Consider the following 20,729-nt stretch of genomic DNA (forward strand, 5'->3'; position numbering starts at 1 on the left):
TCGCCGGTCCGCGATCCGGTGAGGCAGGTAAACATCAACGCCTTTGCCGCCATCGCCGTGCGACCCGCCAAGTCGCTATAGAACGCAGGCACATCCTGCCAGCGCATCGCTTTGTGATGTTTGGCCTTTTTGACCACTTTGGGCAGAACGCCCGCATCCTGAATGGCGCTCACGGGGTTTTCACCGGCGCGATAGCCTTTGGATTTGGCCACATCGAGAACGACCTTCAGCCGCTGGGACAAGCGGCGCGCGGTCTCGTGCTTTTGGGTCCAGATCGGGGACAGGCACATCAGGATTTCCGGCTGGCCGACGCTATCGACCGGCATGCGACCGATTTTGGGGAAAGCATAGTCGCGCAGCGTGTTGATCCACTGCTGGCCGTGCTTGGCGTTCTTCCAAGTCGGCATCCGGTCGATGTGCACCTGAAGAGCGACCTCTTCGAACGTCGGAATGTCCTGGCGCGCGTTAAAACGGGGGTTCAGGCCTTGCTTGGCCATGCGCCGATACTCCAACGCTCGATCGCGCGCCTGGGGCAACGTCACAATATCCGCGCCGCCCAACCCAAAGTCGGTCCCCAAGCCGGTTCTTCTGCCCCTTTACCGTCACCCGAACAATCCACCGCCGCGCGCCGCTGGGATCCACAACGAGGTACAGCCCGTTGCCATCGCCATGACGCCCGGCGCCGAGGGTATCCACGCGCTTGCGCGTGAGCTTTCCCGAAAGGGCCGCCATCATTCATACCACCCGATGAAAGAACAGGCGACCAATCGAAAGAAATCCAACACAAAGTTCAGATGACGTAAGTCTATGATGAACAAAGAAAAAGGCCGCCAAAGGCGACCTGTTCAAACCTAATGGAATTAGGTGGTGGCGGAGACGAAGGGATTCGAACCCTCGAGACCCTTCCGGGCCTACTCCCTTAGCAGGGGAGCGCCTTCGACCACTCGGCCACGTCTCCACCGACGCGTATAGCCAAGCGTGCGCGGGGAGTACAAGGCAAAAATATCGCTTTTTGAAATTTGGACCGCGCCGTGGCGTGAGGTGGCGTGCCGGGGCGGGGGGCGGGGGTGTTGCGGCCTTTCGCAGCGCCGCGGTCTTGGCGATCTCTGTGTGAGTCCTGTGCGATGCCTGCGTCGCGCGTGCGGCTGGGCGGTCGTGCATGTCATGTCTTGGGCAGCAGGGCCAGGCGGGCAGGGAGGCGGCAGGGAGGCGGTAGGGTGGGGGCGGTTTTGTGCGCGGCGCGGAGGGCAGGGAGCGCGGGGGAGCGCATAGGTCACAACCAAGGGGCGAGTGACGCTTCGGGGGCGGGCGTTTTGCGATAGGTGACTTGTGAAAACTGTGAGGGCGCTGTTGCGCGATTGGGGTGCAATGGCGCGTCTCTACCGTGTTGCAGCCACAATCCGGCCCCAAAATTTAGCAAATAATTAACCATCAATCACAGGCCACGATCCGCTTTGCAAAGGGGCGGGCCGCGGCACCCCTCCCATGAACTGTAAATTTCGACACTGATTTCACACAGGAAAAACCATGAAACGCACTTTCTCTCTCCTCCCCGCGCTTGCCGGCGCTTTGGTTCTTGCAGGGCCCGCACATGCGGCTGAAACGGCAACATCCAATCTGGCCGTCTCGGCGATCGTTGCCGATACCTGCACAATCGCCACCGGAACGGCGCTGTCTTTTGCGACGCTTGATACGTCCAGCATCTCCTCTGAAATCACCCCCGGTCTGGTGACCGTGATTTGTACCGCCAGCCGTTCGGGCATTCTTGTGACCGTCGATGGCGGGGACAATGCCGCTTCGGGTGTGCGCCGCATGGCGACCAGCGACGGCGAAACCTTTCTGCCCTATTCGATCATGTCGGATTCGGGCCATGCCTCTGAGATCAGCGTCGGTGGCGAGCTGTACAACGATGGCGTGACGGCTGCTGTCCCCCAGATCATTCCCGTCTACGGTCAGATCCCCGCAGGCAATTACGCGGCTGGCAACTACTCGGACACGCTCGAAGTCACGCTGAGCTACTAAAATACGCCCCCATAAATCGTAAAAATAGTAACAATTGAGGCAACTTATGAAAAATCTTCACCGCAAGTCTCTCGCGCTTTTCCTTGCGACACTGACCGCTTTTGCGCCTCTCGGGGCGCTTGCGGAAAATGTCTCCGTTTCGCCGACCCGTTTGAATGTGGCGGGGCAGGCCTCGACCTTGACGGTCAAGGCGGGCGGCGCGCAGGCCTCGGTCGTGCAGCTGCGCGTGGTGTCGTGGAAAGAGGGCACCGACCCGCGCAACGTCAAGGCAACGCGGGATGTCGTGATCAGCCCGCCCATGGCCCAGCTTGACCCGCGTCAGGAACTGACCGTGCGGGTTGTGCGGACCAAGAAGAGCGCTGTGCGCGGTCGTGAATGCTACCGCGTGCTCGTGGACCGTTTGCCCGGTGCCGAGCAGGCCGAACAGGCCGTGAAGCTTCAGGTGCGTCACTCCGTGCCTCTGTGCTTTCAGGCCTGACGGTGCGGCTGTGACCCTTCCGGTCAGGCGGCACGTGATCGCCTGACCGGCATCGAAATGCGCATCAAGGGGGCTTGAGCACATGACATCGACATTTTCAAATCCACGCGCCGGGGCCGTGCGGCGCAAGGCGGGCATGATCGCGTTGGGGGCAATCCTGACGCTGCCGCTGGCAAACGGGCTGGCCGCGCAGGATCTTGACGCTGTGACGCGGGGCGGATCGGGGCTTGAGGCAAGCGCCTCGATCACCGGCATGGGCGCGCTGAGCGGCGATCGCGTGCCGCTGTTTCTGGCGGTGTCGATCAACGGCAAAGACACCAATCTTGTGGCCGAGTTTTCCGGTCGTCTCGATGGCAGCGATCTGCGCTCGACCAGCGATGAATTGCAGGATGTCGGCCTGCGCATTCCCGGTTCGATCGCCCAGAAAATCATCGCCGGTCAGATTCTCGATAGCGAAATTGCCCTCTCTGAATTTGAGGGGCTGACCTATGTCTACGATTCCGATGCGCAGCGCGTTCTGATCACCGCCCCTGATGCGGCGCTTTTGCCCCATGTGATTTCGGCCTCGGGTCTCACCAGCCCACAAGCTGCGGATCACGCGACGGGTGCGGTGTTGAACTACGCGCTGACGGGGGCGCATTACGCGCCGCTCGACGGCGCTCTTGTCGGGTCCACCACCCTTGCGGGCAGTTTCGAGGGCTGGATCTATTCGCCCTATGGCACGCTGTCTTCGACCGGTTTTTATTCCCAGACGCTGCGCAGCGGCGCCAGCGACACGGGCACACCCAGTTTTGTGCGCCAGGAAACGGCCTTTACCAAAGATTTTGCCGACAAGGCGATGACCCTCACCATTGGCGACTATTCCACGCAGGGCCCCGATTGGACGCGTTCGGTGCGTCTGGGTGGCCTCGCCGTGTCGCGCAATTTTTCGCTGCGCTCGGACCTCGTGACCGACCAGCGGCTCAGCTATTCGGGCGCGGCGGCGGTGCCCTCTTCGGTGGATGTGTTCATCGAAAACAACCGGATCTATTCGGGCGAGGTCGACGAAGGCCCGTTTCGCCTTGAGGACCTGCCGGTCAAAACCGGTGCAGGCGATGCAGAAGTCGTCATTCAGGGCGCAGACGGGCGCGTGCGCCACGAGACCGTGTCGTTTTTCAATTCCGGCAATCTGATGAAGGCCGGCATGATCGACTACAGCCTTGCGGCCGGGCGGGCGCGTCAGGCCTTTGGCCTTGAAAGCGCGCAATACGGTGACAGTACCATCCTCAGCGGCAGCCTGCGCTACGGGGTGACGCCGCTGGTGACGGTGGACGGGCATTTCGAGGCCAGCGATACGCTGAAAATGGCCGGTGCGGGACTCACGGCCGTGCCTTTGGCGCTGGGCGAGCTGTCCATCGCAGCCGCGGCGTCCGATTATGATGGCACCAGCGGCGGCTTTGTTGAAATGGGGATGCACACCCAGATCGGAATGGTCGATATCAACGCCAAAGCCAGCCGCAGCGACGGCGGTTTCGCAGATCTGGCCTATGTTACGGGCGTGAACTATCTGGGCGCTGACACGCTGGCCAGCTCGGGGTCGCTGTTGGAGGTGCCGCTGGCGCAGGACGTGCTGAGCATCGGGATTCCGGTGACGCGCGAGCAGCGCAAACTTGGCCTCTCTTACGTGCGCTCGGAGCGCGAGAACTCCGCCGACCGTTTGGTCGCGGCTTCCTATGGCACGACTTTCAACAGCGGGCGGGGGGCGTTTTCCATGTCCGGCTCGTATAATCTGGACACGGACGAAAGCCAGATGTCCTTTGGCATGTCATTGAAATTGGGTGCAAAAACCTTCGCGCGTGCCACGTCCTCCTCTGATGAGGCAGGCGGCACGAGCCGCGAGTTGTCCGTGTCGCGCACGATGGGAAGCGATGTGGGCGATTGGGGCTATCAGGGGCAGGTGTCGCTGGATGATGGCGCGACCTCCTTTGGCGCAAAGGGCGAATACCGCGCCTCTCTGGCCGAATTCGCCGCCGGTTTGCAGCGCAGCGAGGATGGCTATTACATCGAGGGCCAGGTCGATGGTGCGCTTGTGCTCACGGGGGGCGCGCTGGCGCTTGGCGGGCGGATCGAGGACAGCTTTGCGGTGGTCGATACGGGCGTGGCCGACATGCCGATCTACCTGCAAAACCGCGAGGTGGCCAGAACCGGACGCTCGGGGCGCGCGCTGGTGCCGGGGCTGAACTCTTACGCCTCCAACCGCGTGTCGGTCGAGGTCTCCGACCTGCCGATGCCGGTTTCGATGGGGGTGACGGCGATGGATGTGGTGCCTGCGCGGCGCACGGGCGCTCTGGTGGATTTCAAGGGCGAAAACACCGCGGCGGGTGTCATGGTCGTGCTGCGCGATGCGCGCGGTCAGGTGGTGCCCGCTGGCGCGCCGGTCACGGTCAACGGCAAAAGCGCGGCGGCCTTTGTGGGCTACGACGGCCAGACGTGGATCGCTGCGGCCAAAGCGTCCAACCAGCTTGAGGTCGGGGGCGCAACCCCCTGCCATGCCAGCTTTGCCTTTGCGCCGACGGGCGCCTTGCAAGAGGTGGTCGATCCTGTGGAGTGCCTGTGATGTCGCGATTTTTCCGCCTGCTCTGTTGCGTGCTCTGCGCGCTGTTTGTCTCGACTGTCGCGGCCTCTGCGCAAAGTTGCGAGGCCCGGGTCAGTGATTTGAACTTCGGGGCGGTGTCGTTGCGGGCGGGGGCGAGTGCGACCACATCCGGCACGCTGACCGTGAGCTGTCGCGGGGCGCTTGTGTCGCCGGTGGGGGCCTGTGTGCGCTTTGGCGCGGGGTCGGGGGGGGCCGCCAGCGGCATGTCGCCGCGCTACATGACGGGGTCAAAGGGCAGCGTCCCCTATATCTTGCGGCCCTACGGCAATAGCGCCGCGAACGGCGTCCTCACCAGCGTCTATGTCTCGGTGCCGGTGCTCCTGGGGTCGGGCAGCACCACCATCCCGATTTATGCCGAGGTGCTGAATTCCGCCTCTGCGCTGTCTTCGGGCAGTTTTTCATCGAGCTTTTCGGCCGGCAGCGATGTTGAACTCAGCTATGGTGTGCTCTCTTGCGGATTGCTCGGCACGGTGACACCGGTGCCGGGCTTCAACGTGACGGCAGGCGTGGTCGAAAGCTGCGATCTCAGCGTGGGGTCGTTGAATTTCGGGCAGGTGAGCGGCTTGGGGTTCAAACCCGCCGATGCGGTTGCCAGCATCGATATGCGCTGCACCGAAGACACGGATTACACGATTTCACTGGGTCTTGGCACGGGGACAGGGGTTTCGGATCCGGCCTATCGCAAGCTGAGCAGCGGGATCGACACTCTGGACTACGGGCTGTTTATGGACAGCGCGCGCACGCAGGTCTGGGGCAGCGCGCCCGCCCAGCAAGTGGGCGGGACGGGCAACGGGCTGACGCAGCGGTTTTCGGTGTTTGGCCGGATTTATCAGGGGCAGGCGCCCAAGATAGGCGTCTACACCGACAGCGTTGTTGTGACGGTAAACTATTGAGGACTAACCACAAACTTCCGAAAGCGCGCCATCCATAGCATCGGTGATCGCGTCGATATCCGCGCAGGTGGCGATCAGCGCAGGGCTGAGGCACAGCGTATTGTTGAAACCGGGGAGGGAGCGGTTGGTCACCCCGATCATCACGCCGCGCGCCGCCGTTTCGGCCACGATGCGCGCGCAGGTCGCCTCGTCCAGCGGTGCCTTGGTGGTGCGATCCGTGACCAGTTCGGCCCCCGCAAACAACCCGCAGCCGCGCACGTCACCGATAACGCTGTGGCGCGCCATCAGGTCGCGCAGATTGCCCATCAGCCGCGCGCCCATCGCACGGGTGTTTTCCAAAAGCCCTTCCTCTTCGATGATGCGCAGGTTTTCCAGCGCCGCCGCAGGCCCCGCCGTGCAGCCGCCAAAGGTGGAAATGTCGCGAAAATACCCCAGAGGGTCCTCGGCGGTTTTGAACTTTTCAAAGACGGCATTCGTGGTCACCGTGCAGGCAATCGCCGCATAGCCCGAGGCCACGCCCTTGGCCATAGTCACGAAATCGGGTTTGATGCCGAAGTTCTGATAGCCGAACCATTCCCCCGTGCGCCCCATGCCGCAAACCACTTCATCGATGTGCAACAGGACGTTGTATTTTTTGCAAATTTCCTGGACGCGATCCCAATATCCTGCGGGGGGCACGATGACGCCGCCCCCTGCGGTGACCGGTTCAAGGCACAAAAGGCCGACCGTGTCGGGACCCTCGCGCAGGATCACCTCTTCGATGGCATCGGCGGCGCGGCGCCCGTAGTCCTGCCCCTCCCATTGCGCGCGGTACTCAAGGCAATGGGGCACCTCGACAAAGCCGTCGGGGAAGGGGCCGTAATGGGCCGCGCGCTGGGGCTGGCCACAGGCTGCAAGCGTGCCCAGCGTGGTGCCGTGATAGTCGCGCTCGCGAAACAGGATCTTGGACTTGCCGCCGCCGTAATGTTGCGCCGATATCTGGCGCACCATCTTAAAGACCTTCTCGTTGGCCTCCGAGCCGGAGTTGGCGAAATAGACACGCGCGAGCCCCGGCATTTTCGAGATCAGCTTCTGGGCGAATTTCGCCGCCGGGATCGAGCCTGCGCTGCCGGCGAAATAGTTCAATTCGACCAGTTGGTCGCGCACGGCATCGGCAATGCTGGTACGCCCGTAGCCGACATTCACCGTCCAGACGCCGCCCGACACCGCGTCGAGGTATTCGCGCCCGCCCGCATCCCAAACGCGCATGCCGTCGCCTTTGACGATGATGCGCGGATCACTGGTTTCCAGCGCCTTATGTTGCAACAGATGGTGCCAGACATGGGCGCGGTCGGCCTCGATCACGGCGGAAATATCGTTGGGCAGGGTCGTCATGCAAGGGTCCTCAAGAAGGGGTCAAAGCGCGGTGTCGAACCGCGGCCAGTTGGTGATCGGTCCGCGCCATTGCTCATAGGCGCGCGCCAGGGCGAAAACGGTGGTATCGGCAAAACGGGGGGCAACGATTTGCAACCCGATGGGCATGCCAGAGCGCGAAAAGCCGCAGTTGATCGAACAGGCGGGCTGTTCGCCCATGTTCCAGGGCATCGTGAAGGCGATATGTTCAAAGGGTTTTTGCGGATCATTCGTCGGGCTGGCCCAATCGGCGGGGTAGCTGACGTTGGGGTTCACGGGCGACAGGATGGCGTCGATGCCGTCAAAGGCGGCCACCGTGGTTTTGCGCATGGCAAAGGTCTGCTCATAGCCCTGGGCGACAGCGACGGGGCTGGCGTTGCCGCCTTCGCGCGCCCATTCCAGAATATAGGGCAGGATGCGGGCATGGTTTTCTTGGGGCAGCGATTCCATCATCCCCCAGAACCGTGCGCGCCATGCCACGTCCAGACCGTCCAGCATGGTGCGCGTCAGAACCGGCCCGATGGGCACGATTTTCGCCCCGCGTTTTTCAAAGTCCTTGGCGGCTTGCAGCACGGCCGCGCGAACCTCGGGGTCGGGGTCGATGCCACAGCCCGCGTCCATCATCAGCCCCAAAGTCATGCCCGACACATCCGCCGCCGCGATGTCATAGTCGAGCGCCTCATAGGGCAGCGAGGTCGCATCGCGCGTATCGGCGCGCGAAATGCTGTGCATCAAAAGCGCGGAATCGGCCACGCTGGGCGTCATGGGGCCTGCACAGCGACCCGTGTAATAGGGGTCGATCGGCACACGGCCCAGCGAGGGTTTGAAGCCGAACAACCCCGTCCAGCCCGCAGGCAGGCGCACCGAGCCGCCGATATCCGTGCCGATGTGCAGCGGACCATAGCCGGCGGCGGCGGCACTAGCGGCCCCTGCCGAGGAGCCGCCGGGATTTTGGGTGACATCCCACGGGTTGCGCGAAAGGGCGTGAAAGGTCGACAGTCCCGAGGACAGCATCCCGTAGTCGGGGCAGGTGGTCTTGGCGAAAATGATCGCCCCGTCCTCGATCAGACGGTCCGCGATGGGGGCGTTCTGGGTGGCAGGCACCAGCGGCACGGCGGCGGTGCCCAGCGGGATCGGGTCGCCCTTGGTCGCGATCAGCTCTTTGACCGTCACGGGCATCCCGTCGAGCGGCCCGAGGGGCGCGCCCTTGGCCCAGCGGCTTTCGGAGGCGCGGGCCTGTTCGAGCGCCTGTTCGGGGCGGAAATTCCACAAGGCCGCGACATGGGGTTCGGAGGCTTCAACGCGGCTGATCAGCGCGCTCATGTAGTCGACGGGTGAGAGCACGCGCGATTGAAAGGACGCCAGAATAGCGCGGGCGGGTTGATCAAGCAAATCGGACATCTGGGTCGGTTTTAGCTGCGGGCTGGCCATGACAAAAGAGCCTCCTGACGGGGATTTTTAGAGGGGGTGTTTGGAATAAATTACGAAAGAACAGGGGTTTGTCGGCTATGGCCCCGCGCGGGCGCGTTCCTTGCGCCCGATCACATCAAGCATGGGTTCGGCCGACAGAAGTTTGGCGGTATAGGCCTCGCGCGGGGCATCGAGCACCTGGCGCACAGGCCCGCTTTCGACCACGCGACCCGTTTGCATGACCACCACATCGTCACAGATTTCGTCGACCACGCCGATGTTATGGGTGATGAACAGCACGGTGACGCCATGTTGGGCGCGCAGATCGAGGATCAGTTGCAGGATCTGCTTTTGCACGGTCAGATCCAGCGCCGAGGTCGCCTCATCCATCACCAGAAGCCGCGGTTTGGTCAGCAGGGCGCGGGCGATGGCAATGCGCTGGCGCTGCCCCCCCGAAAAGGCATGGGGGTGGCGGTCGATCACCTCGGCGGGCAGGCCGACATCTTCGAGCGCGGCACAGATCATGTCGCGCCGCGCCGCAGCTTTGGGGGCGTCGGGCACAAGATGCAGCGGTTCTGCGATGATCCTGCCCACGGTCAGGCGCGGGTCGAGCGAGCCGTAGGGATCTTGGAACACCATCTGGAAATCGCGGCGTTTGGCGCGCAGGGCGCTTGGCGAGAGGGCGAACAGGTTCTGACCGTCCAGCCGCACCTCCCCCGCATCGGGGCGTTCCAGGGCCATAACGTGTTTGGCCAGCGTCGATTTGCCCGACCCGCTTTCGCCCACGACGCCCATGATGCGCCCTGAATGCAGGTCGAGGGAGACATCATCGAGGGCTTTGATCACGCGGTTCTGCGCGGTGAAATGGCGGCGCAACCCGCGCACACAGAGCAAGGGGTCAGACATGGGCGGTGCCCTCCAGCGAGGCGCGCACCCGACGCGGCATGGCCGAAATCAGGCTGCGGGTGTAGTCTTGGGCGGGGGCGCGCAGCACCTGCTCGGTCGCGCCCAGTTCGATCTGATCGCCGCGATACATCACAAGGGTGCGGTCGCATGCGCGCGCAATCACGCCCAGATCATGGGAAATCAGCACCATCGAGATGCCCAGATCGCTGACGAGCCGTTCGAGAATATCGAGCACCTCGGCCTGAACGGTCACATCGAGCGCCGTCGTCGGCTCATCCGCGATCAACAGTTCGGGTTCGAGCGCAAGCGCAATGGCAATGCCCACCCTCTGGCGCTGCCCGCCGGACATCTCATGGGGGTAGGCGTCGATACGTTCGGCGGCATGGGGAATTTGCACCAGATCCAGCAGGCGCAGGGCCTCGGCGCGGGCGTCTGACTTGCTCAGCCCCTTGTTGAGGCGCAGGCCTTCGGCGATTTGCGCGCCAATGCGCATGGCCGGATTCAGCGCGGTCATGGGTTCCTGAAAAATCATGCCGATCTTGCGTCCGCGCAGGGCGCACATCTGCCGCTCGGAGGCGCTCAGCACATCGCTGCCATCCAGCAGCACCTTGCCCGAGCAGCGCGCATTGCGCGGCAACAGCCCCATGGTAGCGAGCGACAGAACGGATTTTCCAGAGCCGCTTTCGCCAACGATGCCAAGGGTTTCGCCTTTGGCAAGGTCAAAAGAAATGCCGTGTACGACTTCGACGGGCGTGCCTTTGCGCGGTGCAAAGCTGACCTTCAGGTTCTGGACAGATAACATCATGCGCCACTCCCGCGTTTGGGGTCGGTAAGGTCACGCAGACCGTCACCAAGCAGGTTGAGACCAAGCACCGCAAGCGCAATCGCACAGCCGGGCGCAAGGACGAGGTGCGGCGCGCTGGACAGGAACGTCTGCGCCTCCGACAGCATCCGCCCCCAGCTTGGGGTGGGAGGCGAGACACCCATCCCCAAAAAGCTCAAGCCCGCTTCGGTGAGAATACCAAGCCCCGTCTGGATCGCAAGTTGCACGATGATCTGGGCGGAAATATTGGGGATGACATGCTCGAGGGTGATCAGCGCCTGCCCCTTGCCGGCCATGCGCGCGGCCTGGATGTAGTCGCGCGACCAGATTTGCAGCGCCGCGCCGCGGGTGACACGGGCGAAGACGGGGATCATGAACAGGCCGATCGCCGTGATCGAGGTCACCGCCCCCGGACCCATCAGCGCGCCCAAAAGGATGGCCGACAGGATCGGGGGAAAGGCAAAGAGCACGCCGTTTACCGACATCACCAGCCGTTCCAGCCAGCCACCGCGCGCCGCAGCCGTGACGCCGACCAGCGTTCCGATGGTGCCCCCGATCAGCGTGGCGGCAAAGGCGATGCCAAGCGAGGTCCAGGCGCCGGCCATCAGGATCGAAAACACATCGCGCCCGATCTGGTCGGTGCCCAAAAGACCGACGTCGCCCGGGGCCTTGAGGCGGTTGAGGATGTCCATGCCCACGGGATCATGCGGGGTCCAGAAACGGCTGATGAGGGCGGCGGCAACAAGCGCGCCGGTGATCAGCCCGCCAAGGACGAGCGACAGGGGAAGCCGTTTCATGCGCGCCCCCGCAGTCTGGGATCAAGCAGCACGTAAAGCGCATCGACGATCACATTCACCACCATCACCACGATGGCAAAAAGCAGGACAACGTTTTGCACAACGATCAGATCGCGCTGCGACAGGGCGGAATAGGCGAGGGTGCCGATACCGGGCAGGGTAAAGACATTTTCCACCAGCACCGCGCCGGAAATGAGAAAGGGAATTTGCAAGCCGAGCATGGTGACCACGGGAAGCAGGGCGTTGGGGACCGTGTGGCGCCAGAGGGCGCGGTTGCGGGTCAGGCCTTTGGCGCGCGCGGTGCGCACGAAATCTTCGTTGGTCACTTCGATCACGGCGGCGCGGGTGACGCGGGTCAGCACCGCCGCTTGCGGCAGGGCCAGCGCCACGGCGGGCAGGATCAGGGCCTGCACGGCCAACCAGCCCGCGCCCCATCCCGGAAAGCCGCCGGTCGGAAACCAGCCAAGCCCGAGGGCAAGGCCAAGGATCAGCAGCAGGCCGATCCAGAAGTTGGGCACCGCGATGCCGAATTGCGAAAACACCGAGGCAAGCGTGTCGACGGGACCATTCGGGCGCTGGGCGGCCCAGACACCGAGCGGCAGCGAGATCGCCACCGCAAGCAGCGTGGCCATCGCCGTCAGCGGCAGGGTGACGCGCAACCGCTCGCCAATCAGCTCGGCCACGGGGGTGCCGTAGGTATAGGAGGTGCCCAGATCGCCGGTGAACACACCGCCCAGCCACGCGAGGTATCGCACCATCAGCGGGCGATCGAGGCCAAGTTCGGCGCGCAGGGCGGCCACGGTGTCGGCTTGGGCATTGGTGCCCAGCATGATTTGCGCAGGATCGCCGGGGGCGGCTTCGATGGCGAGGAAAATCACCAGCGAAGTCACCGCAAGCAGCAGCACGAGCCCTGCGATCTGACGCGAGAATTTCTTGAGAGGGGGCATTCGGGGGCCTTTGTCAGCCAAAGGTCTGGCGTGCAGACCGGATCGCGATTGTATCCCGCGCGTCCAAGGGGAGCGGACGCGCGGAAACCGGAGAGGCGGGCGGTTAGTCGGCCCAAGCCACGTCTGTCATGTCGTTCGACGGTACGGGACCGTTTTCCCAAACCCCCGTCAGACCCGCATCCCAGACGCCCAGCTTGGGTTCGGAGTAGAGGAACAGCGCGGGCAGATCCTTGGCCACGACCTCCTCGGCGGCCTTGTAGCCTGCGGCGCGGGCCTCGGGCGTGGCGGCGGCGGCCACATCGGCCATGGCCGCGTCAAAGGCGTCGGAGGTGTAGTTGAAATAGTAGGGATCGCGGGCATAGATGCCGATGTCGAGCGGTTCGGCATGGCCGATGATCGTCATGTCGTAATCGGTGTCCTTGAACACTTCCTGCACCCAGGCGGCGGGGAAATCCGAGCTTGCGATGGTGGCGGTGACGCCGATCTGCGCGAAAAACGCCTGCATGATTTCCGCCGAACGCTGGGCGTAGGTGCGGGTTGGCACTTTGAAGGTAAATTCGAACCCGTCGGGATAGCCCGCCTCGGCCAAAAGCGCCTTGGCCGCTTCGGGGTCGTAGGGGTAGAGGCCCGTGAGGTCCTCGTAATAGGGGCTGGCGGGGGAGAAATGCGTGCCAATGGGCGTGCCGTAGCCGGATTTCACGGCCTCGATCAGCAGGTTGCGATCAATCGACATCATCAGCGCCTGACGCACCTTGGCGTTGTCAAAGGGCGGGCGGGTGTTGTTCATCCCCGCGACGACTTCCATTTCGCCCGACCCGACATGGGCCACGAATGTGTCATCCTCGACGAATTGGCCGAACAATTCAGGAGCGGCGAGTTCGGCGACGATGTTGACCTGCCCGGATTTCAGCGCGGCGACCTGTGCTTGGGGATCGGCGATGAAGCGGGCGGTTACGGTGTCAAGCGCGGGTGTCTCGCCCCAGTAGCCGTCAAAGGCGGACATGATCACGCGATCCCCTTTGCGCCATTCGTCCAGTTTGAACGGGCCGGTGCCGACGGGATCGGTGGCGTTGGTTTCCACGGAGGTCGGCTCGATCATGACGGCGGCGGGAAAGCCGAGCCAGTAGAGCAGGTCGGAGGAGGCCGCGGAAAGATGCAGCACCAGCGTGGCGGCATCGGGCGCCTCGACGCTGTCGATCACCGTGTAGAGGGCTTTTTGGCCGTTGGTGCTGTCCTCGGAGAGGATGCGCTCAAGGGTGAATTTCGCCGTTTCGGCGCTAAAGGCCTGGCCGTTGTGAAAGCTCACATCGGGGACCAGCGTGAACGTATAGGTCAGCCCGTCCTCGGAAATCTCCCAGGCGCTGGCCAGCTGGGGCTGGATTTCGCCCGCCGCGTCGATGGTCACGAGCCCTTCGAACAGGTTCTGCCAGACGACCTGACCGGCGGCGACGGGCGAGGACACGGTGGGATCAAGGCCCGGAGGCTCGACCGCCTGCACAAAGCTCACGTCGCCCGCAGCGAGGACGACTGTCGGTGTGACGCAGAGAAGGGCAGCGGTGGAGGCCGATTTCAGGAGGGAGGGCAGTGTGAGGCGCATGGTCGTTCCTTGTTGGACGTGTGATCGGTTTGGCGTTGTTGAAGCACGCCTTGGGGCCAGTGAAAACCATGTTCGAGTGGAATGGAATGGCGAACTGCGTGTTTACTGTGCTACGAAAACCGTAGCACTCACGCAACGATCACCCGAAAGCCGCGGTATGGACTTGAAAGCAATCGAAATTTTTCACGAATTGGCGCGCTCGGGGTCGATCCGCCAGACGGCCGATGCGTTTGGCGTGTCGCCCACGGCGGTCGCGCGCCAGTTGGACAAGATCGAGCACAGCTTTGGCGCGGCGCTGGTCGAACGCACCCCGCGGGGCGTGCGCCTGACCGCCGCCGGAGAGGTCCTGGCGGCAAAGTCCACACAGATCGCGCGTGATATCCATCTGGCTCAGCAAATGATAAATGACCTCAAAGGGTTGCGTAGCGGTTCTGTGTCGCTGCATGTGAATGGTGCGGCCTCGAGTTCGATCCTTGCACCCGCTTTGGCGGCTTTTTCGGCGGACCACCCGAACCTGCATATCGAGGTGACGGTCACCTCGGCCAAGGGCGCGCTGGATGCGGTGGCCACAGGGCTGACCGATATCGCGGTGACGATGTTTGCCCCGCCCGACAGCCGCGTGGAAACCCGTTTTCGGACCGCCGTGCGCCATGAGCCGATCTTGTCCCCCGATCATCCGCTGGCGGCGCAGTCCCAGATCACGATCGCCGATCTGGCCCGCACGCCGCTGGCGCTGCCCGACCGCAGCTTTGGCGTGCGCCGCGCGCTTGATGCGCGGTTTCGCGCGGCGGGCGCAGGGCAGGCCGAGCCCGCCTTCACCACGTCATCGCTGGAATTGCAAAAGGAATTGGGGCGGCGCGGATCGGCGCTTTTGATCCTTCCGCAGATGACCGTTCAGCGCGAAATCGAGGCCGGTTCTCTGGTGATGCGCCCCCTTGAGGCCCGCCAGCGGATCGAGACACTGCTGGAACTGAGCCACCCCATTTCGCGCCAGCAAAGTTTTGCCGCGCGCCGGCTTTTGGAGTTTCTCGACAGTTTCCTGCGCCGGGAATTCCCTACCGAGGGCGTCAGACAAAGCGCGCCTGTTTGAGCGAGAGCTGCGCGATCAGGCCCAGACCTGCGAACTGGCGCGCCTTGGTGCCATAGAGCGTGGTCACGTCGCCGCGATCCGACAACACAGCGTCGAGCGCAGGGAAAAGATCGAAGAGCTCGGCCTTTTCCGCGCGGTCGAAACCGGCGAGAGAGAATTTCCCGGGATAGAGGCTTTCGCTGGGCGCGCCATTGGCGAAAATGACCGCGTGACGCGGCAACAGAACGTGCCAGTAGTCGATGGCCCGTTTGCCCCGCGCAAAGCGGAACCGCCCGTCGCCTTGTCCGGCAAGGTGGCGCGCGCGCACGAATTTATCCGCCCCCGCGCCAAGCAGGTGGCGGTCGACCAACAGGCCATGCGCGGGCGACACCACAAGCGGCGCATCATTGCCAAGGGTGCCTGCGCGCACGGACACGGGTTTCAATTCGGGGCGCCGGGCCATTTCTGCCACGCTGACATGCCGGCAGCCCGCCCAGAGCAGGGGCAGCACCGTGCCCTCGGCGGTGACGATTCCATCGCCGGCGCGCAGGGTTTCAATCGCGCGTGCCCCCGTGTCGGTCAAAATGCGCGTGCCAGCGGCAAAGCAGGGAATCCCCATGGAATGCAGCGTGCCGGGGTTGGAGATCTGGCTGAGGCTCAGGTTGGTAAAGGTGATGCTGTCGCCCGTGGGAAAGGTGACAACCGCATGGCCAGACCCGTTTTCCGACAGGATCAGGTCGCTGGCATGAAGCGGATTGCCTTCGGCGTCGAAAAAGTTGTGGATGTCGATCTGGTCGTTGGTAAAGCCGTCACCGTCGCTGTCACCCAGATCGAAATCGGTGATCGTATTCTGGTCGTCGCCTGCCCAGATAACGAAGGTATCATTGCCGTTGCCGCCCGATACGATGTCGTTTCCGGTGCCGAAATAGATGGTGTCATCGCCATCCTCACCGTAGATCCTGTCGTCGCCGCGCCCGCCATAGATCCGGTCGTCACCGCCACCGCCATAAATGGTGTCATTGCCATCGCCGCCATCGAGCGTGTCGTTGTAGACCGGTCCTGTGCCATTCTGGTCGTCGATGTAGTCATCGCCGTCGCCGCCGTAGACGGTATCACCGTCGGCCTGCGTTGCGCCGCCCGAGCCGTAGTAGATCGTATCGTTGCCGGCGCCGCCGTAGATCGTATCCGAACCGGCCCCCGTAGAAAAACTATCGTTATTCGCACTGCCATCATAGGTCTGGCCCTGCGACTGCTCGTAGTGAGGGCTGACGATGCTGTCATAGCCTTCGATGGCATTGGCATTGGTGACGTCGAATGTCGGGCCGGCGGTATAGGTCGCGCCCGGAACCATGGGGCCATCGGTAATGTAGCCGACCACCTGATTACCGATCTTGACTTCATACAGGTTGAAGGAGTTGCCTTCGCCGTCCGAGAGGGTCCAGCCCTGTTCGAGATAGATCTTTCCCGAACCGATGGGGGATCCGTTGGCGGCGGTGACGACGCCTGTCTGGTCGGGATCGTTGCCGATGTTATCGTTCGCGTCATCGCCCGAAAACCGCGTGTCGTCATCAGTGACGTCGAAATGCACCGCGTCATTGGAGGCCGACCAACCCGGCTTGATCGACACCTTGTCGCCGTTGACAACAAAGTCACCGGCTTTGAAGCCGGTAAAGCTATAGGTTGTCGTTGGACCTCCGCTGCCGCTTGGCATGATAGTGTTCCCCTAGTCGGGAGTCGTGCTGGTCAAACGCGATGTCGCTCTCGGCATTGTCATTCTCCCGCACAGCCTGTTTCAATCCGCCCAACCCTACCTATCGCCCGTAAAAAAAAAATTAAGTCGGTTTGGCGGCTTTCATTGAAGGGGATGCGGTCACCCATGTAATGCGCCGGTACCTGCGTCAAATCATGTCGTTGGGGCGGCGACGATGTGAAATGCCGCCGCAAAGCCGCAAATGCACAAGAATAAAGACAAATGCGCCGCTTTTTTCTCCCCTCTTTGCACTTGGGGGCTAGGTTGGGCCATGGGACCCGACACGCGTGGTGCAAAACGTGATTCTCGTGCCTAGGGCAACATGAAGGGCGCATTGTTGCGGGCGTCTGGGTCGTCGGGCACTCTGCCCGCAGCACCATCACACACAAGAGGGCAGGTCCAAGCCTGCCCCGCATCCGACAGGAGTGGACTTTGGGTTTTTTCGATATGATTTTCAACGGGGTCAATGACTTGACCTGGGGTTGGGCACTTGTGCCCTTCCTCGTCGTCATCGGCGTCTTTTTCACCATCGCCAGCGGCTTTGTGCAGCTGCGGTTTTTCAAGCGGATGTTCCGGGTCCTGACGCCGGATCAAAACGCCGACCCCAACCGGATTTCGGCCCGCGAAGCCTTGCTTGTGTCGGTCGGCGGTCGTGTTGGGGGGGGCAATATCGCCGGTGTCGCGGTGGCCATCACGGCCGGTGGGCCGGGGGCTGTGTTCTGGATGTGGGCGATTGCGCTGGTGGGCATGTGCTCGGCGCTGGTCGAGGCCACGCTGGCGCAGGTCTACAAGCGCAAAACCGAGGGCGCGGAATATCGCGGCGGTCCGGCGCAGGCCATCGTGCATGGTCTGGGCGCGAATTACCGCTGGCTGGCGGTGATCTACGCGGTCTGCCTGATTGCGTCTTTTGCCATCGGTTTCAACGCCTTCCAAGGCAACACGGTGGCCGGTGCCGCGCTTGACAGCCTTGCGATTCCGCGTCCCGTTACGGGCATTGTTCTGGCGATCTGCACCGGGCTGATCGTGTATGGGGGGATCCATCGTATCGCCAAAGTGGCCGATGTGATCATTCCGGTCATGGCGTTCGGCTATATCGGCATGGCCTTGCTGGTCATCGTGCTGAACCTGTTCAACGTGCCGGCCGTGATCTGGGACATCGTGACCAATGCCTTTGGCCTGCGCGAAGCGGTAGCGGGCGGCATGGGGGCGGCGATTGCCCAAGGCCTGCGTCGGGGTCTCTTTTCCAACGAGGCAGGGCTTGGATCGGCCCCCAACGTGGCGGCGACCGCCTATGTGCGCCACCCCGTGAGCCAGGGCATCACCCAGTCGTTTTCGGTTTTCATCGACACGATGGTGATCTGTTCGTGCACCGCCTTCGTCATCTTGCTGGGGGACACTTACGTGCCCGGTGCAGACGGGATCGACGGTGTGGCGCTGACACAGCAAAGCATGGTCGACCATGTCGGCGGCTGGGCGCAGTATTTCCTGACCGCAGCGATCCTGTTGTTCTCGTTCAGCTCGATCATGTACAACTACTTCCTCGGGGAAAATGCGCTGAATTTCATGACGCAAAAAACCATCGCCAAGCATATCCTGCGCATCGCGGTGATCTTTATTGTGTTCCTCGGGGCCACGGCGCCGGCGGCGACGGTGGTGTTCAACTTCTCCGATCCGATGATGGGCATTCTGGCGGTGGTCAACTTGCTGGCGTTGATGATGATGTTCCCCATCGCGTTGCGGGTGATCAACGATTTTCGCGCGCAATTGGCGGCGGGGGTGGAACGTCCCGTTTTTGATCCGGCGAAATTCCCCGATCTCGACACGGACCCCAAAGCCTGGCCGGATGCGCCCTCTTACAAGGGCTAATCGCTCAGAGACGGTTGGCAAAGGAAGGGCCGGCGCGGGATACTGCGCCGGCCTTTTTGCGGCCGCTGCAAGCGCCTAGCGTCCGCGATCCCACAGATGATCAAGGGACAGTCGCCCCGGCCCGCGTGCGATGAGGGCGGCAAAACATGCGCCCCAAAGCCCGTGGGTTTGCCACGCATCGGGATAGACGAAGGTCTGGATCACCAGAGTCATGCCCAGCAATCCAAGCGCCGACAGCCGCGTGGCAAGCCCGAGCACCAACAGGACGGGCAGCGCATGTTCGGCCAGCGTGGCCAGCACCGCCGCCAGATCCGACGGGATCAGCGGCAGGGCGTATTCGTGTTCGAACAGAAAATAGGTGCTGTCCTTGATTGCCACGCCCTCCACCTTTGTGCGCGCCGAGGCCCAAAAGACCGAGGCCGGAAAAACCCGCAGCGCAAGGGCGGCGATATCCCATGCCACAGCGCCTTCAAGGCGCGCGCGCAGGGCGTTGCACAGGGAGTTGCACAGGGGACAAGGACGTGGGGCACGAAGGGTCATGGGGCCTCTCCAAGGCTGAAACGGGTGATGGCGCCTGCCGTAATCAGGCGGGTGAACAGGGCGGCGGGATCCTGGGTCAGGCTCGCGGCCTCCAGAAGGCTGCGACCTGCCTGCAGCGCGCCAAGGCAGTCGATATCGCCAAGGGCGACCTCAAGCACCTGCACCTGATCGCGGGCATCGCGCAGCACCACAGCCGCCTGCGGGTGGTCGGCAACGACGCGGCCGGGCGGGGTGCCTGCCTGATTGGCGCGCCAGATGCTGACAAAGGCCTGCGGTGCGCAAAGGCTTTGCACGCTGGGGTGCAGGTCCAGATACAGGCGCGCGGGCTCCTGCGCCGCTTGCGCAAGGGCACGGGCGTCGGCGGGCGGCGCATCGGCGGCGTGATAGGCCCGCCCGCGCGCCAGCTCCAGCCGCGCCACAGCCGAGAGATAGGGCAGATGCGCCACGGGGGCAAAGTCGTCGAGAAAGGCGGGAAACGCCGCGCCCCATGCGTGCAGGACGGGCGAGCGTGGCGGATGGGCGTGCAAAAATTCCCGTGCCATTGCGGCGAAAAAGGCGCCGCCCACCAGCCGCTCGATCACGGCAAACCTGCTGGCAAGCGCCCGCGAGAGCGAATGGGTGATATTGTTGCGATAGACGCAAAACCGGATTTCCGCCTCACGCGGCGCGCGCGCCGTGATCCCTGTCGGGGGGGTGCTTTCGAAAATGGCGTTTCGGAAATTTTGTTCTGTATCAGGCCATTGCACGGCGTTCCTCCCGTGATGCTGCAAGCAGGGCCTCGGCCTGACCGACTTCGCCCAGCAGCACATCAAAGGCAGGCACATCCGTGTCCCATTCAATCAGGGTCGGCATCGGCCCAAGGCGCGCCAGCGTGTCGGCATATAGGGCCCAGACCGGATCGGCGACAGGGCTGCCATGGGCGTCGATCAGCAAGGGGCCCGAGGGCAGCTCTTCTTGCGTATGGCCGCCCAGATGCAGCTCGCCGACATGCTCCAGCGGAAAATCGGCCAGATAGGCGCGCGGATCGTCACGGTGGTTTACGTTGGACACAAACACATTGTTCACATCCAGCAACAGACCACAGCCCGTGCGCTGGGCCACTGCGCGCAGAAACTCGGTTTCGGGCAGTTCGGACTCGTCAAACAGCAGATAGGTCGCGGGGTTTTCAAGCAGGATCTGCCGTCCAAGGGTCTCTTGGGTCTGGTCGATATGCGCGCAGACCTGCGCAAGGGTCGCCTGCGTATAGGGCAGCGGCAGCAGGTCGTTGAGATAGTCCCCGCCGTGGCTCGACCATGCCAGATGTTCGGAAAAGCTTTCGGGCTGGTAGCGGTCGATCAAGCCGCGCAGGCGGGCCAGATGTGCGCGGTCCAGAGGGGCGCTGCCGCCGATGGACAGGCCGACGCCATGCAGGGATATCGCATAGTCTGCGCGCAGCGCTGTCAGCTGGCGGTGGGGCGGACCACCGGCCCCCATGTAGTTTTCTGCGTGGACTTCGAAAAAACCGATGTCCGGGCGCTGCTGGCGAATGGTGTCGAAATGTTCCGCCTTGAAACCAAGGCCGGCGCAAGCGGGAAGGTGGGGCATGGTTCCGCGTCCTTTCAAAC

The 20,729-nt window shown here is 63.2% G+C and carries 19 protein-coding genes and 1 tRNA gene; 6 read left to right on the forward strand and 14 right to left on the reverse strand.

Translation table 11 applies throughout. From position 1 onward, the window contains the following. The 3 genes from AQS8620_RS08455 to AQS8620_RS08460 all read right to left on the reverse strand — a co-directional run. Positions 1-497 (reverse strand): tyrosine-type recombinase/integrase (locus AQS8620_RS08455; RefSeq protein WP_370737887.1); only part of this gene is annotated, 497 nt, incomplete at its 3' end. Then, positions 466-735, reverse strand: coding sequence for an Arm DNA-binding domain-containing protein (locus tag AQS8620_RS17305; RefSeq protein ID WP_370737888.1), 270 nt, complete (start codon positions 733-735; stop codon positions 466-468). The genes AQS8620_RS17305 and AQS8620_RS08455, both read right to left, overlap by 32 nt. Positions 736-868: 133 nt before the next feature. Continuing rightward, a tRNA-Ser gene (locus AQS8620_RS08460) sits at positions 869-958 on the reverse strand. A 569-nt stretch (positions 959-1,527) separates the two neighbouring features. On the opposite strand from AQS8620_RS08460, the gene AQS8620_RS08465 reads away from it, so the two are divergent. The 4 genes from AQS8620_RS08465 to AQS8620_RS08480 all read left to right on the forward strand — a co-directional run bounded on the left by AQS8620_RS08465 (position 1,528) and on the right by AQS8620_RS08480 (position 6,028). Continuing rightward, positions 1,528-2,022, forward strand: coding sequence for a Csu type fimbrial protein (locus AQS8620_RS08465; protein WP_085836436.1), 495 nt, complete (start codon positions 1,528-1,530; stop codon positions 2,020-2,022). A gap of 46 nt (positions 2,023-2,068) precedes the next feature. Then, positions 2,069-2,500, forward strand: coding sequence for a fimbrial biogenesis chaperone (locus AQS8620_RS08470; RefSeq protein ID WP_085836437.1), 432 nt, complete (start codon positions 2,069-2,071; stop codon positions 2,498-2,500). An 82-nt stretch (positions 2,501-2,582) separates the two neighbouring features. Further along, positions 2,583-5,096 carry a fimbria/pilus outer membrane usher protein gene (locus tag AQS8620_RS08475; RefSeq protein WP_085836438.1) on the forward strand — a complete coding sequence of 838 codons (2,514 nt, stop codon included), beginning with the start codon at positions 2,583-2,585 and terminating at the stop codon, positions 5,094-5,096. Beyond that, complete coding sequence (locus AQS8620_RS08480) at positions 5,096-6,028, forward strand: Csu type fimbrial protein (protein ID WP_085836439.1); 933 nt, start codon at positions 5,096-5,098, stop codon at positions 6,026-6,028. Before AQS8620_RS08475 ends, AQS8620_RS08480 begins: the two co-directional genes overlap by 1 nt. A gap of 3 nt (positions 6,029-6,031) precedes the next feature. Here AQS8620_RS08480 and AQS8620_RS08485 read toward each other — a convergent pair whose 3' ends face one another. The 7 genes from AQS8620_RS08485 to AQS8620_RS08515 all read right to left on the reverse strand — a co-directional run bounded on the left by AQS8620_RS08485 (position 6,032) and on the right by AQS8620_RS08515 (position 13,900). After that, on the reverse strand, positions 6,032-7,402 hold the full coding sequence (locus tag AQS8620_RS08485; RefSeq protein WP_085836440.1) for an aminotransferase family protein: 1,371 nt from the start codon (positions 7,400-7,402) through the stop codon (positions 6,032-6,034). 21 nt (positions 7,403-7,423) lie between these two features. Beyond that, on the reverse strand, positions 7,424-8,851 hold the full coding sequence (locus tag AQS8620_RS08490; protein WP_234990428.1) for an amidase: 1,428 nt from the start codon (positions 8,849-8,851) through the stop codon (positions 7,424-7,426). 75 nt (positions 8,852-8,926) lie between these two features. Next, complete coding sequence (locus AQS8620_RS08495) at positions 8,927-9,736, reverse strand: ATP-binding cassette domain-containing protein (RefSeq protein WP_085836441.1); 810 nt, start codon at positions 9,734-9,736, stop codon at positions 8,927-8,929. Next, positions 9,729-10,541, reverse strand: coding sequence for an ABC transporter ATP-binding protein (locus AQS8620_RS08500; protein ID WP_085836442.1), 813 nt, complete (start codon positions 10,539-10,541; stop codon positions 9,729-9,731). The genes AQS8620_RS08495 and AQS8620_RS08500 overlap by 8 nt, the downstream gene beginning before the upstream one ends. Further along, positions 10,538-11,356 carry an ABC transporter permease gene (locus AQS8620_RS08505; protein WP_085836443.1) on the reverse strand — a complete coding sequence of 273 codons (819 nt, stop codon included), beginning with the start codon at positions 11,354-11,356 and terminating at the stop codon, positions 10,538-10,540. The genes AQS8620_RS08500 and AQS8620_RS08505 overlap by 4 nt, the downstream gene beginning before the upstream one ends. After that, positions 11,353-12,303 (reverse strand): ABC transporter permease, encoded by a 951-nt coding sequence (locus tag AQS8620_RS08510; RefSeq protein WP_085836444.1) that lies wholly within the window; start codon positions 12,301-12,303, stop codon positions 11,353-11,355. Before AQS8620_RS08510 ends, AQS8620_RS08505 begins: the two co-directional genes overlap by 4 nt. A 103-nt stretch (positions 12,304-12,406) precedes the next feature. After that, on the reverse strand, positions 12,407-13,900 hold the full coding sequence (locus AQS8620_RS08515; RefSeq protein ID WP_085836445.1) for an ABC transporter substrate-binding protein: 1,494 nt from the start codon (positions 13,898-13,900) through the stop codon (positions 12,407-12,409). A gap of 157 nt (positions 13,901-14,057) precedes the next feature. Between AQS8620_RS08515 and AQS8620_RS08520 the strand changes: the two genes are divergently transcribed. Then, positions 14,058-14,990, forward strand: a complete 933-nt coding sequence (locus AQS8620_RS08520; RefSeq protein WP_085836446.1) for a LysR family transcriptional regulator — start codon at positions 14,058-14,060, stop codon at positions 14,988-14,990. Here AQS8620_RS08520 and AQS8620_RS08525 read toward each other — a convergent pair. Next, positions 14,968-16,680 carry a Hint domain-containing protein gene (locus AQS8620_RS08525; protein ID WP_085836447.1) on the reverse strand — a complete coding sequence of 571 codons (1,713 nt, stop codon included), beginning with the start codon at positions 16,678-16,680 and terminating at the stop codon, positions 14,968-14,970. The two genes, AQS8620_RS08520 and AQS8620_RS08525, sit on opposite strands and share 23 nt — an antisense overlap. A gap of 471 nt (positions 16,681-17,151) precedes the next feature. Here AQS8620_RS08525 and AQS8620_RS08530 point away from each other — a divergent pair, with 471 nt between their 5' ends. Next, on the forward strand, positions 17,152-18,585 hold the full coding sequence (locus AQS8620_RS08530) for an alanine/glycine:cation symporter family protein (RefSeq protein WP_234990429.1): 1,434 nt from the start codon (positions 17,152-17,154) through the stop codon (positions 18,583-18,585). Between the two features lie 75 nt (positions 18,586-18,660). Here the strand turns inward: AQS8620_RS08530 and AQS8620_RS08535 are convergent, their stop codons facing one another. Genes AQS8620_RS08535 through bufB form a run of 3 tightly spaced genes read right to left on the reverse strand, consistent with a single transcriptional unit; the run spans position 18,661 to position 20,709 of the window. After that, a complete protein-coding gene (locus AQS8620_RS08535) occupies positions 18,661-19,125 on the reverse strand; it encodes a DoxX family protein (protein ID WP_085836449.1) in 465 nt (154 codons plus the stop codon). Next, the gene (locus tag AQS8620_RS08540; RefSeq protein ID WP_234990430.1) at positions 19,122-19,871 is read right to left on the reverse strand and encodes an HvfC/BufC N-terminal domain-containing protein; all 750 of its coding nucleotides are present in this window, start codon (positions 19,869-19,871) and stop codon (positions 19,122-19,124) included. The genes AQS8620_RS08535 and AQS8620_RS08540 overlap by 4 nt, the downstream gene beginning before the upstream one ends. Continuing rightward, positions 19,858-20,709 (reverse strand): MNIO family bufferin maturase, encoded by an 852-nt coding sequence (bufB, locus tag AQS8620_RS08545; protein ID WP_085836629.1) that lies wholly within the window; start codon positions 20,707-20,709, stop codon positions 19,858-19,860. The genes AQS8620_RS08540 and bufB overlap by 14 nt, the downstream gene beginning before the upstream one ends. Positions 20,710-20,729 lie beyond the last annotated feature (20 nt).

Origin of the sequence: Aquimixticola soesokkakensis (assembly GCF_900172375.1) — a bacterium.
GTDB classification, from domain to species: Bacteria; Pseudomonadota; Alphaproteobacteria; order Rhodobacterales; family Rhodobacteraceae; genus Aquimixticola; species Aquimixticola soesokkakensis.

Coding starts and splice junctions, on each gene's coding strand:
- AQS8620_RS17305 (WP_370737888.1), bottom strand. CDS start 735: ATGATGGCGGCCCTTTCGGGAAAGCTCACGCGCAAGCGCGTGGATACC.
- AQS8620_RS08465 (WP_085836436.1), top strand. CDS start 1,528: ATGAAACGCACTTTCTCTCTCCTCCCCGCGCTTGCCGGCGCTTTGGTT.
- AQS8620_RS08470 (WP_085836437.1), top strand. CDS start 2,069: ATGAAAAATCTTCACCGCAAGTCTCTCGCGCTTTTCCTTGCGACACTG.
- AQS8620_RS08475 (WP_085836438.1), top strand. CDS start 2,583: ATGACATCGACATTTTCAAATCCACGCGCCGGGGCCGTGCGGCGCAAG.
- AQS8620_RS08480 (WP_085836439.1), top strand. CDS start 5,096: ATGTCGCGATTTTTCCGCCTGCTCTGTTGCGTGCTCTGCGCGCTGTTT.
- AQS8620_RS08485 (WP_085836440.1), bottom strand. CDS start 7,402: ATGACGACCCTGCCCAACGATATTTCCGCCGTGATCGAGGCCGACCGC.
- AQS8620_RS08490 (WP_234990428.1), bottom strand. CDS start 8,851: ATGGCCAGCCCGCAGCTAAAACCGACCCAGATGTCCGATTTGCTTGAT.
- AQS8620_RS08495 (WP_085836441.1), bottom strand. CDS start 9,736: ATGTCTGACCCCTTGCTCTGTGTGCGCGGGTTGCGCCGCCATTTCACC.
- AQS8620_RS08500 (WP_085836442.1), bottom strand. CDS start 10,541: ATGATGTTATCTGTCCAGAACCTGAAGGTCAGCTTTGCACCGCGCAAA.
- AQS8620_RS08505 (WP_085836443.1), bottom strand. CDS start 11,356: ATGAAACGGCTTCCCCTGTCGCTCGTCCTTGGCGGGCTGATCACCGGC.
- AQS8620_RS08510 (WP_085836444.1), bottom strand. CDS start 12,303: ATGCCCCCTCTCAAGAAATTCTCGCGTCAGATCGCAGGGCTCGTGCTG.
- AQS8620_RS08515 (WP_085836445.1), bottom strand. CDS start 13,900: ATGCGCCTCACACTGCCCTCCCTCCTGAAATCGGCCTCCACCGCTGCC.
- AQS8620_RS08520 (WP_085836446.1), top strand. CDS start 14,058: ATGGACTTGAAAGCAATCGAAATTTTTCACGAATTGGCGCGCTCGGGG.
- AQS8620_RS08525 (WP_085836447.1), bottom strand. CDS start 16,680: ATGCCAAGCGGCAGCGGAGGTCCAACGACAACCTATAGCTTTACCGGC.
- AQS8620_RS08535 (WP_085836449.1), bottom strand. CDS start 19,125: ATGACCCTTCGTGCCCCACGTCCTTGTCCCCTGTGCAACTCCCTGTGC.
- bufB (WP_085836629.1), bottom strand. CDS start 20,709: ATGCCCCACCTTCCCGCTTGCGCCGGCCTTGGTTTCAAGGCGGAACAT.